15 protein-coding genes are annotated in these 14,353 nt (G+C 72.1%); 3 read left to right on the top strand and 12 right to left on the bottom strand.

The window, feature by feature from the left end; all coding sequences use genetic code 11:
- The first annotated feature begins 14 nt into the window (after nucleotides 1-14).
- Nucleotides 15-3,419 (top strand): glycosyltransferase, encoded by a 3,405-nt coding sequence (locus GGQ96_RS11635; RefSeq protein ID WP_184114765.1) that lies wholly within the window; start codon nucleotides 15-17, stop codon nucleotides 3,417-3,419.
- A gap of 239 nt (nucleotides 3,420-3,658) precedes the next feature.
- Here the strand turns inward: GGQ96_RS11635 and GGQ96_RS11630 are convergent, their stop codons facing one another.
- The 12 genes from GGQ96_RS11630 to argH all read right to left on the bottom strand — a co-directional run bounded on the left by GGQ96_RS11630 (nucleotide 3,659) and on the right by argH (nucleotide 13,326).
- Nucleotides 3,659-4,174, bottom strand: coding sequence for a hypothetical protein (locus tag GGQ96_RS11630; RefSeq protein ID WP_184114763.1), 516 nt, complete (start codon nucleotides 4,172-4,174; stop codon nucleotides 3,659-3,661).
- Nucleotides 4,174-4,596, bottom strand: a complete 423-nt coding sequence (gene ribH, locus GGQ96_RS11625) for a 6,7-dimethyl-8-ribityllumazine synthase (RefSeq protein WP_184114761.1) — start codon at nucleotides 4,594-4,596, stop codon at nucleotides 4,174-4,176. Before ribH ends, GGQ96_RS11630 begins: the two co-directional genes overlap by 1 nt.
- Before the next feature lie 4 nt (nucleotides 4,597-4,600).
- On the bottom strand, nucleotides 4,601-5,737 hold the full coding sequence (ribB, locus tag GGQ96_RS11620; protein ID WP_343059022.1) for a 3,4-dihydroxy-2-butanone-4-phosphate synthase: 1,137 nt from the start codon (nucleotides 5,735-5,737) through the stop codon (nucleotides 4,601-4,603).
- Entirely contained in the window at nucleotides 5,727-6,353 is a 627-nt protein-coding gene (locus GGQ96_RS11615; protein ID WP_184114759.1) for a riboflavin synthase, read from the bottom strand. Before GGQ96_RS11615 ends, ribB begins: the two co-directional genes overlap by 11 nt.
- Entirely contained in the window at nucleotides 6,326-7,324 is a 999-nt protein-coding gene (ribD, locus tag GGQ96_RS11610; protein WP_343059021.1) for a bifunctional diaminohydroxyphosphoribosylaminopyrimidine deaminase/5-amino-6-(5-phosphoribosylamino)uracil reductase RibD, read from the bottom strand. The genes GGQ96_RS11615 and ribD overlap by 28 nt, the downstream gene beginning before the upstream one ends.
- Before the next feature lie 9 nt (nucleotides 7,325-7,333).
- Nucleotides 7,334-7,663 (bottom strand): hypothetical protein, encoded by a 330-nt coding sequence (locus GGQ96_RS11605; protein ID WP_246360453.1) that lies wholly within the window; start codon nucleotides 7,661-7,663, stop codon nucleotides 7,334-7,336.
- 89 nt (nucleotides 7,664-7,752) lie between these two features.
- Nucleotides 7,753-8,430, bottom strand: a complete 678-nt coding sequence (locus GGQ96_RS11600) for an energy transducer TonB (protein WP_184114756.1) — start codon at nucleotides 8,428-8,430, stop codon at nucleotides 7,753-7,755.
- A gap of 173 nt (nucleotides 8,431-8,603) precedes the next feature.
- Complete coding sequence (locus GGQ96_RS11595; RefSeq protein ID WP_184114755.1) at nucleotides 8,604-9,557, bottom strand: zinc transporter ZntB; 954 nt, start codon at nucleotides 9,555-9,557, stop codon at nucleotides 8,604-8,606.
- Nucleotides 9,554-10,327: a precorrin-2 dehydrogenase/sirohydrochlorin ferrochelatase family protein gene (locus tag GGQ96_RS11590; protein ID WP_184114753.1), complete on the bottom strand. Its 774-nt coding sequence runs from the start codon at nucleotides 10,325-10,327 to the stop codon at nucleotides 9,554-9,556. The genes GGQ96_RS11595 and GGQ96_RS11590 overlap by 4 nt, the downstream gene beginning before the upstream one ends.
- A gap of 124 nt (nucleotides 10,328-10,451) precedes the next feature.
- Entirely contained in the window at nucleotides 10,452-11,714 is a 1,263-nt protein-coding gene (gene lysA / locus GGQ96_RS11585; RefSeq protein ID WP_184114752.1) for a diaminopimelate decarboxylase, read from the bottom strand.
- A 5-nt stretch (nucleotides 11,715-11,719) separates the two neighbouring features.
- Entirely contained in the window at nucleotides 11,720-11,959 is a 240-nt protein-coding gene (locus tag GGQ96_RS11580; RefSeq protein WP_184114750.1) for a hypothetical protein, read from the bottom strand.
- A complete protein-coding gene (argH, locus tag GGQ96_RS11575; RefSeq protein WP_184115129.1) occupies nucleotides 11,956-13,326 on the bottom strand; it encodes an argininosuccinate lyase in 1,371 nt (456 codons plus the stop codon). The genes GGQ96_RS11580 and argH overlap by 4 nt, the downstream gene beginning before the upstream one ends.
- A gap of 16 nt (nucleotides 13,327-13,342) precedes the next feature.
- Here argH and GGQ96_RS11570 point away from each other — a divergent pair, with 16 nt between their 5' ends.
- Both GGQ96_RS11570 and GGQ96_RS11565 read left to right on the top strand, forming a co-directional pair.
- A complete protein-coding gene (locus GGQ96_RS11570; protein WP_246360451.1) occupies nucleotides 13,343-13,951 on the top strand; it encodes a TlpA family protein disulfide reductase in 609 nt (202 codons plus the stop codon).
- 72 nt (nucleotides 13,952-14,023) lie between these two features.
- Complete coding sequence (locus tag GGQ96_RS11565) at nucleotides 14,024-14,281, top strand: hypothetical protein (RefSeq protein ID WP_184114746.1); 258 nt, start codon at nucleotides 14,024-14,026, stop codon at nucleotides 14,279-14,281.
- Nucleotides 14,282-14,353: the final 72 nt, after the last annotated feature.

Below are 14,353 nucleotides of genomic sequence, written 5' to 3'. Positions count from 1 at the left end.
GGGGATTCGATCAGGTGGCGCACGGACGGCAGATATTTCACGATCCCAGCGGCGCTCGTCGGCGCTGGACGATCCGCCTGACCGCGGTGGCGGCGGCGCTCGCGCTGGTCGTGGCGGCGGCGCTGATCGTGTCGCTGACCCGCACGCCGGCGCTCGCGCCGCTGCGCTTCGCCGGGGATGGCGGCGCGCCGGTGGGACTGGCCGCGCCCGTCACCCCCGCGCCAGCGCAGGCAGCGGCCTGGCTGCCCACCGGGCCGGGCGTCGCCACGCCCCGCGCGCCCGAGGTCGTCGGCTTCTACATGGGTTGGGACGCCGCCTCGCGCGCGGCGCTCGACGCGCATGTCGGCGCGCTCGACTGGGTGGTGCCCGGCCTCGCCAACGTCACCGGGCCCGGCCACCGCTTCACCTATGAGACCGACGCGCATCTGAACGACGTGCTGGCGCGCGCCAACGACCGGCCGGGCGTGCTGCCGATGGTGCAGAACGCGATGGAGTCGGGCGAGTGGGACGGGCGGGGCACCGCCACGCTGCTTGCCGACCCCGCTGCGCGCGCCGCGCTGCTCGATTCGGTCGAGCGGATGATCCGCGCCGAGCGTGGACGCGGCGTCGTGTTCGACCTGGAGAACCTGCCCGAGACCGCGCAGGCCGACTACCGGCGCTTCCTGGGCGAGGCGCGCCGCCGCTTCGCACCGCGCGGCTGGCTGGTGACGCTGGCGGTGCCGGTCGCGGACCCGGCCTGGGACCTGGCGGCCTATGCCAAGGTCGCCGACCGGATGTTCATCATGGCCTATGACCAGCATTGGCCGGGCGGCGAGCCGGGGCCGATCGCCGCGCAGCCCTGGTTCGCGCAGACCGTCGCGGCGGCGGTGCGCGCGATGGGGCCAGGCAAGGCGATCGTGGCGCTGGGCAATTATGCCTATGACTGGCCGCGCGCGGGCGCCGGAGCGGGTTCGGCCGAGATCCTGACCGTGGCGGAGGCCTGGGCGCGCGCGCGCGCCGCCGGCGTCACTCCGCGCTTCGACCGGGCCAGCGGCAACAGCAGCTTCGCCTACCGCGCCGGGGGCGTCGACCATCAGGTCTGGATGCTCGATGCCGCCAGCGCCGCCAACGAGATGAAGGCCGTCGCCCGCACCGGCGCGACCGGCATCGCGCTGTGGCGGCTGGGCAGCGAGGACCCCGGCTTCTGGACCGCGCTGGCCCGCCCAGCCGGGCTCGCCGCCGCCACCGTGCCGCCCGCCGTCGCGGTCGAATCGCGGGGACAGGGCGAGATCCTGCGCCTCGACCGTCCCGCCAGCGACGGCGCGCGCGCGCTGGTCGAGGATGATGACGGGCTGATCCGCGCCGCCACCTGGACCAGCCTGCCGAGCCCCGCCATCGTCCGCCATGTCGGGGCCGAGCCGCGCATGGTCGCGCTGACCTTCGACGACGGGCCCGACCCGCGCTGGACGCCGCGCATCCTGGACGTGCTGCACCGCCTGCGCGCGCCGGCCACCTTCTTCGTCACCGGCACCAACGCGCTGGGCGAACCCGACCTGCTCCGGCGCATCGTCGCGGAGGGGCATGAGCTGGGCAACCACAGCACGACCCATCCCGACCTGACCGGTCTGCCGGTGGCGGCGATGCGGCTGGAGCTGCTCGCCACCCAGCGGCTGGTGGAAGCCTATACCGGCCGCTCGCTGCGCCTGTTCCGCGCGCCCTATCTCGGCGACGCCGATCCCGACACCGCGGCCGAGATCGCGCCGATCCAGGCGGCCGCGGAGCTGGGCTATGTCTCGGTCGGGCTGCATGTCGATCCGCTCGACTGGAGCCTGCCCGACGCCGACCAGATCGTCCGCCGCACCCTCGACCAGGTCGCGGCGGGCAGCGCCGCGCGACCGGCGCAGATCGTGCTGCTCCACGATTCGGGCGGCAACCGCGAGGCGACGATCCGCGCGCTGCCCGGCATCGTCCGCGGCCTGCGCGCGCGGGGCTATGCGATCGTGCCCGTGTCGCGGCTGGCGCATCTGCGCGCGCACGACGTGATGCCGCCGGTCGCGGGCGGGCAGGGTGCGCTGGCGCTGGTCAATCGCGGCCTGTTCCATGGGCTGGCGGGGATGCGCAGCGGCTTCGGCCTGCTCTTCGCGCTCGCCATCGGCCTGGGCATGGCGCGCTCGATCGGGCTGACCGCGCTGGCGCTCGCCCGCCGGCCCGCCATGCCCGACGTCCGGCCGCATCTGGTGCCGCGCTTCGTCTCGGTCCTGATCCCCGCCTTCAACGAGGCGCGGGTGATCGAGGCGTCGGTGCGCCGCATCCTGGCCAGCGAGGACATCCGCGTCGAGGTGATCGTGATCGACGACGGCTCGACCGACGGCACCTCCGCCGTGATCGACCGGGCCTTCGCGCTCGATCCCCGCGTCGAACTGCTGACGCTGGAAAATGGCGGCAAGGCGCGGGCGCTGAACGAGGGGCTGAAGCTGGCAAAGGGCGCGATCGTCATCGCGCTCGATGCCGATACCCAGTTCGAGCCGCAGACGATCGCGCGGTTGGCGCGCTGGTTCGCCGATCCGGGCATCGGCGCGGTGGCGGGCAATGCCAAGATCGGCAATGCGGTGAACCTGATCACCCGCTGGCAGGCGGTGGAATATGTCACCGCGCAGAATCTGGAGCGGCGCGCGCTCGACCGGCTCGGTGCGATCACCGTGGTGCCGGGCGCGGTCGGCGCCTGGCGGCGCACCGCGCTCGACTCGGTCGGCGGTTATCCCGAGGATACGCTGGCCGAGGACCAGGACCTGACGATCAGCGTCCAGCGCGCCGGCTGGCGCGTCGCCTGCGACATCGACGCGATCGCCTGGACCGAGGCGCCGGAGACGGCGCGCGCGCTCTATCGCCAGCGGCATCGCTGGGCGTACGGCACGCTCCAGGCGCTGTGGAAGCATCGCGGCCTGTTCCGCGAGCATCACGCGCGCGGGCTGGCGCGGATCGGCCTGCCCCAGGCCTGGATCTTCCAGGTCGGCTTCACGCTGCTCGCACCGCTGATCGATCTGGCGCTCCTCGCCAGCGTCGCCGGCACCGCGTTCCGCATCGTCAATCACGGCTGGGCCGAGGCGGGCGGCGACGTGCGGTGGATGGCGCTGTTCTGGGCGCTGTTCACCGCCGTCGACCTGGCCTGCGGCTGGGCGGCCTTCCGCCTCGACCCGCGCGAGGCGCGCTTCCCGGCGCTCCGCCTGCTGGCGCAGCGCTTCGGCTATCGCCAGCTCATGTACTGGGTGGTGGTGCGCGCCTGCCTGGCCGCAATCACCGGCCCGCGCGTCACCTGGGGCAAGCTGGAACGCTCCGGCCGGGTGACCGCGCCGGCGCTGGCGGCGGCGACCAGCGGCGCGGTGCCGATGCCGGTGCGCGAAGAGGCCGCGCCGGTCCGGCAGCTATCCGAGGCGGCATGAGGGGCGATCGGGAGAAGGTACCCGTATCGCTTATGGTCGATCGACACTCCCTCCCCCGGACCGGGGATCGTCGCCAAGGCCGCTCCACCATCCCGTCGACAGCCGGGATCCGGTTGGGAGACGTCGGTAGGTAACCGGAGTCGTTCCGTTATCGGACCCCGGTCTTCGCCAGGGCGCCGGTCACCCAATCGCGCAACGATCCGCTCACGGAGGAGACGCTTCCCGAACACCGGTCCGGCCTAGCGCCCGCCCCACGACTCCAGCCGGTCGAGCCAGCGGGTGATCGCGGCGCGGCCATGCTGGCCCGCCGCGCCCAGCGCGATGCCGAGCACGCCCAGCGCCGGCAGGCCGCCGCCCGCCAGCGACCAGCTTACCGCCATCACCAGCACGATCGTGGCGAGGCTGATGGCGGTCAGCATCGTCCGCCAGCTCGCCGCGTCGAGCGGGATGGTGCGTGGCGCCTTCTCGTCGAACAGCGTCAGGGTGCGCAGTGTCGTCCCCGGGATCGGCACGCCGTCGCTTCCCGCGGCCGGCGACCGGGTCTCCCCCGACTGGGCGGCCAGCGATCGCGCCTTGATCGCACGGCCTGTCGGCGATGCGGCCGGCCGCGACGGCACCCGCGCCGGCATCGCCCCGACCGCCCCGCGCGCCACCAAGGCCGGCGGCGCCGCGGCGGGGTCGCGCCAGGTGTCCACCACCTCCAGCCGCCGGCCGCGCTCGGTGACGCGGTAGCGGGGGGGCGGCGGCGTCCGCATTACCGCGCCATCCGCTCGCGCAGGTCGAGCAGCGCCAGCGCCGCCTTGGCCGCCTCGCCGCCCTTGTCCTTCTCGTCCGGGCGGGCACGGGTCAGCGCCTGCGCCTCGTTCTCCACGGTCAGGATGCCGTTGCCGATCGCGAGGCCATCGATGGTCAGCGCCATGATGCCGCGCGCGCTCTCGCCCGCGACGATCTCGAAATGATAGGTCTCGCCGCGGATCACCACGCCCAGCGCGACATAGGCGTCGAACCGCTCGCTCTGGTCGGCCAGCGCGATCGCGGCGGGCACCTCCAGCGCGCCGGGCACGGTCAGCGTCTCGTGCGTGTGGCCGGCCGCCTTGATCGCGGCGCGCGCGCCCTGGACCAGCAGGTCGTTGAGATGGTCGTAGAAGCGCGCCTCGACGATCAGCAGATGGGCCATGGGATCAGTCCTCGATTCGACGCTCGCCGACGATCGACAGGCCATAGCCGTCGAGCCCGACCAGCGTATGGTGGGTGTTGGTGAGCAGCACCATGTCGTGCACGCCCAGTTCGGCCAGGATCATCGCGCCGACGCCGTAATCGCGCAATTCCTCCATCGGCACCTCGACCTGCTCGCCGGCCTGGCGGCGCACGGCGGTGGTGAAGGCGTCGGCGCGCTGGCGGTTGATCAGGACGATGACGCCCGCGCCCTCCTGGGCGATCGCCTCCATCGAGCGTTGCAGCATCCGGCCGCGCGAACTGTCCTCTCCGAACACGTCGGCGAAGGGCGACAGCGCGTGCATCCGCACCAGCACCGGCCGGCTGGCGTCGATCCGCCCCTTGACCAGCGCCACCTGCTCGGTCCCCGTCGCGGTGTTCCGATAGGCGCGGACGCTCCACTCGCCGCCCCAGCGGCTCTGGAAGGTCGATTCCGCCTCGAGCCGCACCAAATGGTCGTAGCGGCGGCGATAGGCGATCAGGTCGCGGATCGTGCCGATCTTGAGGCCGTGGAGCTGCGCGAACGACACCAGGTCGTCCATCCGCGCCATGGTGCCGTCCTCGTTCATGATCTCGCAGATCACGCCCGAGGGGTTGAGGCCGGCGAGGCGCGACACGTCGACCGCCGCCTCGGTATGGCCGGCGCGGACCAGCACGCCGCCGTCGCGCGCGACCAGCGGGAAGACATGGCCGGGGGTGACGATGTCGTCGCGGCCCTTGGTCGCGTCCACCGCCACCGCGATCGTCCGCGCCCGGTCGGCGGCGGAGATGCCGGTGGTCACGCCCTCGCGCGCCTCGATCGAGACGGTGAAGGCGGTCTCGTGCCGGGTGCCGTTGTTGCGGCTCATCAGGTCGAGCCCGAGATCCTCGGTCCGCGCCTTCGTCATCGCCAGGCAGATCAGCCCGCGCCCGTGCCGCGCCATGAAGTTGATCTTCTCCGGCGTCGCCATCTGCGCGGGGATGACCAGGTCGCCCTCGTTCTCGCGATCCTCGTCATCGACCAGGATGAACATCCGGCCGTTGCGGGCCTCGTCGATGATCTCCTCGGGACTGGACAGGAAGCCGCGGCGCAGGGGGGCCAGTTCAGCCAGGTCAGCGGGCACGATATTGCTCCATGCGTTGCAGGTAACGGGCGAGCACGTCGATCTCGATATTGACGCTGGCACCGGGCGTCAGCGTGCCGATCGTCGTCACCGCCTGGGTATGGGGGATGACGTTGATGCCGAAGACGGTGCCGGCCGCCCCATCCGCCGTATCGTCGGCGACGCTGTTGACGGTCAGCGACACGCCATCGACCGTCACCGATCCCTTGGTCGCCAGATAGGGGCCGATGGCGGCGGGGACGCGGATCGCGATCCGCTTCGAATCCCCCTCGGGCGTCACGGCGATGACGGTGCCCACGCCGTCGACATGGCCGGTGACGATGTGGCCGCCCAGTTCGTCGCCAAGCTTCAGCGCCCGCTCCAGGTTGAGCGGCTGGCCCGTGCGCCATTGGTCCGCGGTCTTGTCGATCGTCTCGGCCGAGACATCGACCGCGAACCAGGCGCCATCGGCGTCATGGCCCTTGTCGACCACGGTCAGGCAGACGCCGGAACAGGCGATCGACGCGCCCAGGTCGATGGTGGCGGGGTCATAGGCGGTGCCGATCACGACGCGCGCGTCGCCGCGCGACTCGACGGTGCGGATGGTGCCTAGATCGCTGACGATACCGGTGAACATGGACCGCGCTCGTAGACCTCCAGCCGGTCGCTGCCAAGCGCGCGCGCATCGACCATTTGCCAGCGGCCATGGGCCTCGGCGAGACGGTGCAATCCGATGTCGCCGAGCGCGGGCACGCCCCCCCCGATCAGGATCGGCGCGCGGTAGAGGAGCAGCCGGTCGACGAGCCCGGCGCGCAGGAAGGCGGCGGCGGTCCGCGCGCCGCCCTCGACCAGCAGATGGTCGCCCGGCAGCGTCGCGATGGCCTCCGGCGCGGCGAGGACCGTCCATCCATCGGGCGCAGAGCCGGTGGCCGACAGCAGCACGCGGGCCGGGCTGCGCGCCTCCAGGCCCGGCAGCCGCACGTCGAGGCGCGGCGCATCGGTCGCGAAGGTCCCGCGCCCGACCAGGATCGCGTCGTGCCGGGCGCGTTCGAGATGCGCGTGCGCGCGCGATTCCGCGCCGGTGATCCAGCGGCTCTCGCCGTCGGCGCGCGCGATGCAGCCGTCGAGCGAGGTGGCGAGCTTGAGCGTCACCACCGGCCGCCCCAACGCCTGGCGGGTCAGGAAGCCGGCCATCGCGCGCCGCGCCGCGTCCGCGCCCGTCCCGACCGTCACCGCGATGCCCGCATCGCGCAGCCGGGCAAAGCCCTGACCGGCGGTGCGCGGGTCGGGGTCCTCGATCGCCGCGACGACCCGCGCGATGCCGCTGGCGACCAGAAGGTCGCTGCATGCCGGCCCCCGCGGCGAGCGATGCGCGCAGGGCTCCAGCGTCACATAGGCGGTCGCGCCGCACGCGCCGTCACCGGCCTCGGCGAGCGCCATCGCCTCGGCATGGGGGCGGCCGCCGGCCTGGGTCCACCCCCGTCCGACCACGCGGCCCCCGGCGACCAGCACGCAGCCGACGTTGGGGTTGGGAGCGGTCCGCCCCCTGGTCCGCCCGGACAGGGCGAGCGCCACGTCCATCCAGCGCGCATCCTCGTCGCGGAGCACGGCGTGCGGTCAGAGGCCGTATTTGGTCAGCTGGTCGTCCAGCTTCTTGAACGCGGCGCGGTTCTTGGCCTCGCGCTCTGCCTGCGCCTTGATCTGGGCGGCCTTGATCGGCGCGTCGATCGCCTGCTGCGCTCGGATCTGCGCATCGGTGCGGTCGAGCGTCCATTGCTGGACATAGATGATGTCGCGCTTGTAGGCCGGCTCCTCATCGCTGTCATGCGCGAAGGCATAGACGAAGAAGCCGGTCACCAGCATCGCCAGCGCCAGGAACCCCAGTTCATAGGGTTCGCGCGCGGCGAGGAACAGGCGCAGGTCCTTGTAGGCGCGCACCGGCGACATGCGAGAGAAGAAGCCCATCGACGTAAAATAGGAAATCGGGGCGGCACATGCCAGCCCCGTTCCCTTTGCCGCGTCCGTGGCCGTCCGGGTCATTCCTGCAACACGAAGGTGACGGTCATGGTCCGCCAGGCCTCCTGCGCCACGCCATCGCGCGTGCCGGGCGTGAAACGCCAGCGCCGCTTCGCCTGGTCGGTGGTGGCGCGCAGGAACGCGTCGCTGGTCGCGGAGACCGGCTCGACCTGCTTCACCCGGCCGTCGGTGCCGATCAGCACCCGCACCGTCACCTTGCCCGATCGGCCCATCCGCTGCTCGGCGGAAGGATAGAGCGGCTGGAAGTCGCCGGCGTAGCGTGGGTCGATGCCCGGCGCGACGATCACCGGCGCGGGCGGGGTGGGGGTGGCACGCGGCGTCACGCCGGTGCCGGTGCCGCCCAGCACGCCGCCGTCGCCCGGTAGGACAGGGACCAGCGTGTCGGTCGCCGTGACCGGCCCTTCCGCGAGCGGATGTTCGACGATGGGGTGCGGCGCGGCGATCGGCGGTGTCGGCCGCGGCTCGACTCGCGCCTCCGTTTTGGGCGGCGGCGTCGGTTCGGGCGGCAGCGGTGGCAGCGCGATGGTTTCGCCGATCAGCGGCGGGGTCGGGGTCTTGTGGGCGACATAGGGCACCGCCAGCATCAACGCGACGACGACGCCGCCATTGATCCCGATCGCAGCGGCCAGACCACCCGGATTGAACCGGGGCGAGCCGGTATAACGAGGCGCGTACATCCTCTTCGTCTCCTGTATGATCACAAAGAAACGCAATTCGGCCAAGCTGCGAATCGGATGTTACATCATAACAGGCTGCGCGCAAGGATATTGCATATCGACTCCGCTGCGCAGGCAGGCCGTTGCTTCGTTCCTCGCCTTGCCCGGGAGGAACTTTCGGGAGCCGATCGGCCCTAGCGCGAAAACCAGTGGCGCTGGACGAAGTAGATCGTCACCCCCGCCGCGATTGCTGCGCACACGCCCATGATCGCGTCGAACGCCCATGGCTCCTGCGCATAGGGCAGATGCGCGACGTTCATCCCGTAGAGGCCGGTGATGAAGGTGAGGGGCAGGAACACCATCGCCACGATCGAAATCACCAGCGAGCGGCTGTCGATCTGCTCGGCGCGCAGATCGGACAAGGTCTCGTGCATCAGCGCGGAGCGCTCGCGGATCGATTCCAGCTCCTCGGCCATGCGCGCGGCGCGGTCGGCGGCGGCGGCGAGGTGGAGCCGGTCGTCCTCGCCCAGCCAGTCGCCGGGCAACGCCGCCAGCTTCTCCAGCGCCGCGCGCTGCGGCTGGAGGAAGCGCCGATAGGCGATGGCGGCGATCCGCACCCGGCTGACGGTGCGGCGCAACTCGAACACGCGGGCGGCGTCGAGCTGCTCCTCGCAATCGTCGAGCTGGTCGCCCAGCGTCGCGACATCGGGGTCGAGATCCTCGGTGATCGCGGTGGCGAAGGCGGTGATCAGGTCGCCGGGATCGCGCACCGCGCCCGCGTCGACCTTCGCCTGGACCAGCCCGACCGCGATCATCGGCTTGCGCGTCACCGAGAAGACCCGGCCCTTCACCGCCCAGATGCGGACCGAGGCGAGCAGGTCGCTATTGTGCAGCTCCTCGCGCGAGCGGCCGCGCAGATTGAGGAACGCGCCTTCCCCCAGCGCCTCGCAGCGGGGCCGGGTCTCGGTCGCGGTCAGCGCGTCGACCAGATACGGATCGAGTCCGCCGGTGTCGCGCAGCCAGCCGGCGGTCTGGTCGTCGATGCCGGCCAGATGCACCCAGACCAGTCCGCCCGCATCCCGCATCGCATCGGTGAGCGCGATCTTTTGCGGCGCGCCGTCCGTGATCCGATAGGCGCAAGGGTTCATAGCGGCCCCCCCGGCGCGATGAGCGTCACCACCAGCCCGGCCGCCTCGGCCGGTGGCGTGGCGCTGCGGCCGGCATCGGCGCGGGCGCGGGCGAGGATGGCAGGCGGGGCATCGGGTCCGGCGACCAGCCAATCGGCATCGGCCAGCCAGCGCGCCTCGCGCAAGCTCAGGTCGTCGGGATCGGCGGAGCGCAGCCGGATGGTGCGCCGGGTCGCGACCGCGGCCGCACCGATCGTCGCGGCGATGGCGTTCAGGTCGCCCTCCGGCAGGGCGAGCGGATCGAGCGCGCCGCCCGGCGCCAGCGCCGCACTGATCGCGCGGCGGCGTTGGGCCATGTCGGGAAACCGCTGGCGGAGCGCGGCGCGGGCCGCGTACAGCGCCTGCGCCAGCGCGCCGAGCCGGGCGGGAAGCAGCGTCTCCAGCCGTTGGCGGAGCGCCGCCGCAAGCCCGGCGGAGACGCCGCCGGTGCCGATCGCGACGATCACCGGATCGCGGTCGACGATCGCGGGCAGGGTGAAGTCGCATTGCGACGGGCGGTCGACCGCATTGACCAGCACCCCGCGCGCCTTCAGCCGGGCGATGGCGGCGAGCGCCTCCGCCTCGTCCTCGATCGCGACGATGGCGAGCGCGGCGTCCGCCGCCTCGCCGACCGGCACCGCGCCGGCCCGGGCGAGCAGCCGGCCCTTGGCGGCGGCGGGCTCCCCCTCGCCGAGCAGGATCACCGGGCGGCCGTCGAGCCGGACGAACAGCGGCAGGCTGCGGAGGGTCATGCCGTCAGGCCGCAGACGGTCTGCGCGAAATCAGGAGAGCGGCCATAACCGACGGTAGCGTCCCATGACCGGGCTCCGGCCTCTGCCGGGGACCAGAAAGGAGAAAACGCCGCCGGCACCGACCTCAACCCGCCAGCCAGTCCGGCACGCGCTCGGCGGCGATCAGCGCCTCGGCGGCGACGCGGTCGGCGACCACGGCGAAGCGGTCGCCATCGACCAGCACCTCGGGCACCAGCGGGCGGCTGTTATAGGTCGAGGCCATGGTCGCGCCATACGCCCCGGCGGTGCGGAACACCGCCAGGTCGCCCGACTCGACCCGGTCGACCTCGCGGCCCATCGCAAAGGTGTCGCCGGTCTCGCACACCGGCCCCGCGATATTGGCGGTGAAATGGTCGCCGCGCGGGGTCACCGCTTGGAAATCGTGCCAGGCGTCGTAGAGCGCGACGCGCGCCAGGTCGTTCATCGCCGCATCGACGATGACATAGGGGTGGAGCACGCCCGGCTTCACCCACACCACCTCGGTCATCAGCACGCCGGCATTGCCCGCGATCACCCGGCCCGGTTCGAACATCAGCTCGACATCCCAGTCGGCGGTGACGCGCGCGACCATCGCGCCGTAATCGGCCGGGCTCGGCGGCACGTCGGCGGCCTTGTAGGGAACGCCCAGGCCGCCGCCCAGATCGACATGGGTGATGCGGTGGCCCGCGCCGCGCAGCTCGGCGACCAGCGCGCCGATCCGCGTATAGGCGGCCTCCAGCGGGCTGAGGTCGAGCAGCTGGCTGCCGATATGCGTGGCGATGCCGCGCAGGTCGAGGCCCTCCAGCGGCGCCAGCCGGTCGAACATCGCCGGCGCCTGGTCGATCGGCACGCCGAACTTGTTCTCCTTGCGGCCCGTGGAGATCTTGGCGTGGGTGCGCGCATCGACGTCCGGGTTGACGCGCAGGGTCGCGGGCGCCCGCAAGCCGCGTTCGGCGGCCAGCGCGGCGAGCACCACGCCCTCCTCCTCCAGCTCCAGGTTGAACTGGCCGATTCCGGCGTCGAGCGCGGCGGACAGCTCGGCGCGCGTCTTGCCAACGCCCGAGAAGACGATGTCCTTCGCCGGGATGCCGGCGGCCAGCGCCCGCTTCATCTCGCCGACCGACACGACGTCCGCGCCGTACCCCTCGTTCGCCAGCACGCGCAGCACGGCGAGGTTGGGATTGGCCTTGATCGCATAGGCGATATGCTTGCGCGGCACGCCCGCCAGCCCATCCTTGAAGACGCGGGCATGGCGGCGCAGCGTGCCGGCCGAATAGACATAGACGGGGGTGCCGACCGCTTCGGCGATGGCGGGCAGGGGAACGTCCTCGACGTGGAGGACGCCGTCACGATAGGCGAAATGGTCCATGGTCTTCAGTCCGACGGGGGGAGATCGAACTCGTCCGAGCGACGCTCGTCCGAACGACGGAGCAGCTCGTCGCTGCGTTGCGGGCGCTCCTGGCTGGTGGGGGTCAGCAGCTCCTGCGGGGTAGGCGTCGCCGCCGCGCCGCGCGGCGCGACCGGCAGATGCTCGCCAGGCGCCGGTTTCAATCCCGCCGCCGATCCGCAGCCGGCCAGCAGCGGCAACAGGAACAGGGCGGGACGCCGGGTCATGTGGTTTCTCCTCCTCGCGCGGCGGCGATCGCGGCGCGGACATTGGCCGGCGCGGTGCCGCCGAAGCTGGTCCGGCTGGCGACCGAGGCGTCGACCGACAGCACGTCATAGACGCGGCCGTCGATCCGCTGGTCGATCGCTTGCAACTGCCCCAGCGACAGTTCGTGTAGGGCCAGCCCGGCGTCCTCCGCGGCGGCGACGGCGCGGCCGGTGACGTGATGCGCCTCGCGGAAGGGCAGGCCCGCCTCGCGCACCAGCCAGTCGGCCAAGTCGGTCGCGGTGCTGAACCCGGCCTCGGCCACCTGGCGCATCCGCTGGGTGCGGAAGCTGGCCGATTCGACCATGCCGGTCATTGCCGCGATCGACAGGCCGAGCAGGTCGTGCGCCTCGAAGGTCGGCGGCTTGTCGTCCTGCATGTCCTTGGAATAGGCGAGCGGCAGGCCCTTCATCGTCATCATCAGCGACACCAGCGCGCCGGTGATCCGGCCGCTATGGCCGCGCACCAGCTCGGCGGCATCGGGGTTGCGCTTCTGCGGCATGATCGAGCTGCCCGTCGACCACGCATCGGACAACGCGACGAAGCCGAAGGGCTGCGACGCCCAGAGCACGAACTCCTCCGCCAGCCGCGACAGGTGCAACGCACATTGCGCTGCTGCCGTCAGGTAATCGAGCGCGAAGTCGCGATCGCTGACCGAATCGAGCGAGTTGCGCGTCGGCCCGTCGAACCCCAGCGCCGCCGCCGTCGCATGCCGGTCGACCGGAAAGCCGGTGCCGGCCAGCGCGGCGGACCCCAGCGGGCATAAATTCATCCGTGCCCGCGCATCGCGGAAGCGCGACACGTCGCGCGCGATCATCTCGTAGTAGGCCATCAGGTGATGGCCGAGCGTCACCGGTTGCGCCGATTGCAGATGGGTGAAGCCGGGCATGACGCTGTCGGCATGCTCCTCGGCGCGGGCGAGCAGCGCCGCCTGGAAGCCGGCCAGCGCCTCCAGCACCTGATCGATCGAGTCACGCACCCACAGGCGGAAATCGGTCGCGACCTGATCGTTGCGCGAGCGGGCGGTGTGGAGCCGACCGGCGGCGGGGCCGATCGCCTCGGCCAGCCGCGCCTCGGTCAGCATGTGGATGTCTTCCAGCGACAGGTCCTCGGGCACGCCGTCGGCGGCATAGCCGGCGGCGACCTGCGCCAGGCCGTCGGCAATCGCGGCGGCGTCGTCGGCGGGAACGATGCCCTGCTGGCCCAGCATCGCGACATGCGCCTGCGATCCCCGGACATCCTGCTGCCACAAGCGCTTGTCGAACGGCAGCGAGGCGTTAATCTCGCGCATCACGGCCGAGGGCCCGGCGGCGAAACGGCCGCCCCACATGGAATTGGAGGATGTCATGCGCTGGTTGTTCGTCCCGGTCCTGCTGACGGCCGTCCTGGCCGGTTGCGGCGATAGGACTTCGCAGGGCGCGGAGCAAGGCGCTGGCAATGCCGCCGCGCCTGCCGCGTCCCCCGATGAGGTCGCGTCCCCCGACGAAGCCGCCCCCGCCGCCACGCCGGCGCCCCGGGCCGGCGCGATCGACCGCAGCCATGCCGGACAACCCGCGCCGACGCTCGGCTTCGTCGATCCGGCGGGCCGGGCGGTGACGCTCGCCGACTATCGCGGCAAGCCGGTGCTGCTCAACCTGTGGGCGACCTGGTGCGGACCGTGCGTGAAGGAGCTGCCGACCCTCGACGCGCTGGCGGCGCGCGAGGCGGGCAGGCTGACGGTGATCCCGCTCAGCCAGGATATGGACCCGGCCAAGGTCGCCCCCTTCTTCGCGGCGAAGCATTTCCGCGCGCTGCGCGCGTTCACCGATCCCAAGCTGGCCTGGGTGCCGGGCGTGGCGGCCAACCTGCCGACCAGCATCCTGTTCGATTCGCAGGGTCGCGAGGTGTTGCGGACCGTCGGCGACCTCGACTGGTCGGGACCGGTCGCGGCGAAGGCGATCGCCGAGGCGCGCTAGCCGCGCCGGCCATAGGCGCGGGTTTGCGGCCGATGGTCCCGGCCCGCGCCCGCCCCTCGCGCAAGGAAGCGCATGCACGTCGGGCGTCTGCCGGGCGCGCTGCCGATCGAGCGGGTGCAGGTCCGGGGCGGCGTCGTGCGTCTGAAACGCGGCGCATGCGCCGGCGTGCGCCGGCTGGTGCTTCGCCTCGTCGAGCGCGCCCCGTCGCCATTCCGGGCGCGGTCTCGGCACGGGCTGGGCAGCGTCGAGCCGGGGCTGCATCGATACCGGCCCGGACCGGCCTCCTGTCGTCGCGGCCGGTTGCCATCGCGGCGGCATGCCGGCGAATGATGATTGGTTTTGATCAAGTGGATCCATCGACAATCAGCTGAACCGCGAACTCTCTACTGCACCTTGTAGGTC

The organism is Sphingomonas abaci (assembly GCF_014199625.1).
In the GTDB taxonomy this organism is placed as follows: domain Bacteria; phylum Pseudomonadota; class Alphaproteobacteria; order Sphingomonadales; family Sphingomonadaceae; genus Sphingomonas; species Sphingomonas abaci.
The sequence above is the reverse complement of the archived record's forward strand: the minus strand, read 5'-3'. Positions and strand labels throughout refer to the sequence as shown.

Bases quoted from the DNA above. Each gene is read 5' to 3' on its own strand.
- GGQ96_RS11605 (WP_246360453.1), bottom strand. From the start codon at position 7,663: ATGTCGCCGGTGCGCGCCTACAAGGACCTGCGCCTGTTCCTCGCCGCG.
- GGQ96_RS11565 (WP_184114746.1), top strand. From the start codon at position 14,024: ATGCACGTCGGGCGTCTGCCGGGCGCGCTGCCGATCGAGCGGGTGCAG.
- argH (WP_184115129.1), bottom strand. From the start codon at position 13,326: ATGTGGGGCGGCCGTTTCGCCGCCGGGCCCTCGGCCGTGATGCGCGAG.
- GGQ96_RS11570 (WP_246360451.1), top strand. From the start codon at position 13,343: ATGCGCTGGTTGTTCGTCCCGGTCCTGCTGACGGCCGTCCTGGCCGGT.
- ribH (WP_184114761.1), bottom strand. From the start codon at position 4,596: ATGGCCCATCTGCTGATCGTCGAGGCGCGCTTCTACGACCATCTCAAC.
- GGQ96_RS11630 (WP_184114763.1), bottom strand. From the start codon at position 4,174: ATGCGGACGCCGCCGCCCCCCCGCTACCGCGTCACCGAGCGCGGCCGG.
- GGQ96_RS11595 (WP_184114755.1), bottom strand. From the start codon at position 9,557: ATGAACCCTTGCGCCTATCGGATCACGGACGGCGCGCCGCAAAAGATC.
- GGQ96_RS11615 (WP_184114759.1), bottom strand. From the start codon at position 6,353: ATGTTCACCGGTATCGTCAGCGATCTAGGCACCATCCGCACCGTCGAG.
- lysA (WP_184114752.1), bottom strand. From the start codon at position 11,714: ATGGACCATTTCGCCTATCGTGACGGCGTCCTCCACGTCGAGGACGTT.
- GGQ96_RS11590 (WP_184114753.1), bottom strand. From the start codon at position 10,327: ATGACCCTCCGCAGCCTGCCGCTGTTCGTCCGGCTCGACGGCCGCCCG.
- GGQ96_RS11580 (WP_184114750.1), bottom strand. From the start codon at position 11,959: ATGACCCGGCGTCCCGCCCTGTTCCTGTTGCCGCTGCTGGCCGGCTGC.
- GGQ96_RS11600 (WP_184114756.1), bottom strand. From the start codon at position 8,430: ATGTACGCGCCTCGTTATACCGGCTCGCCCCGGTTCAATCCGGGTGGT.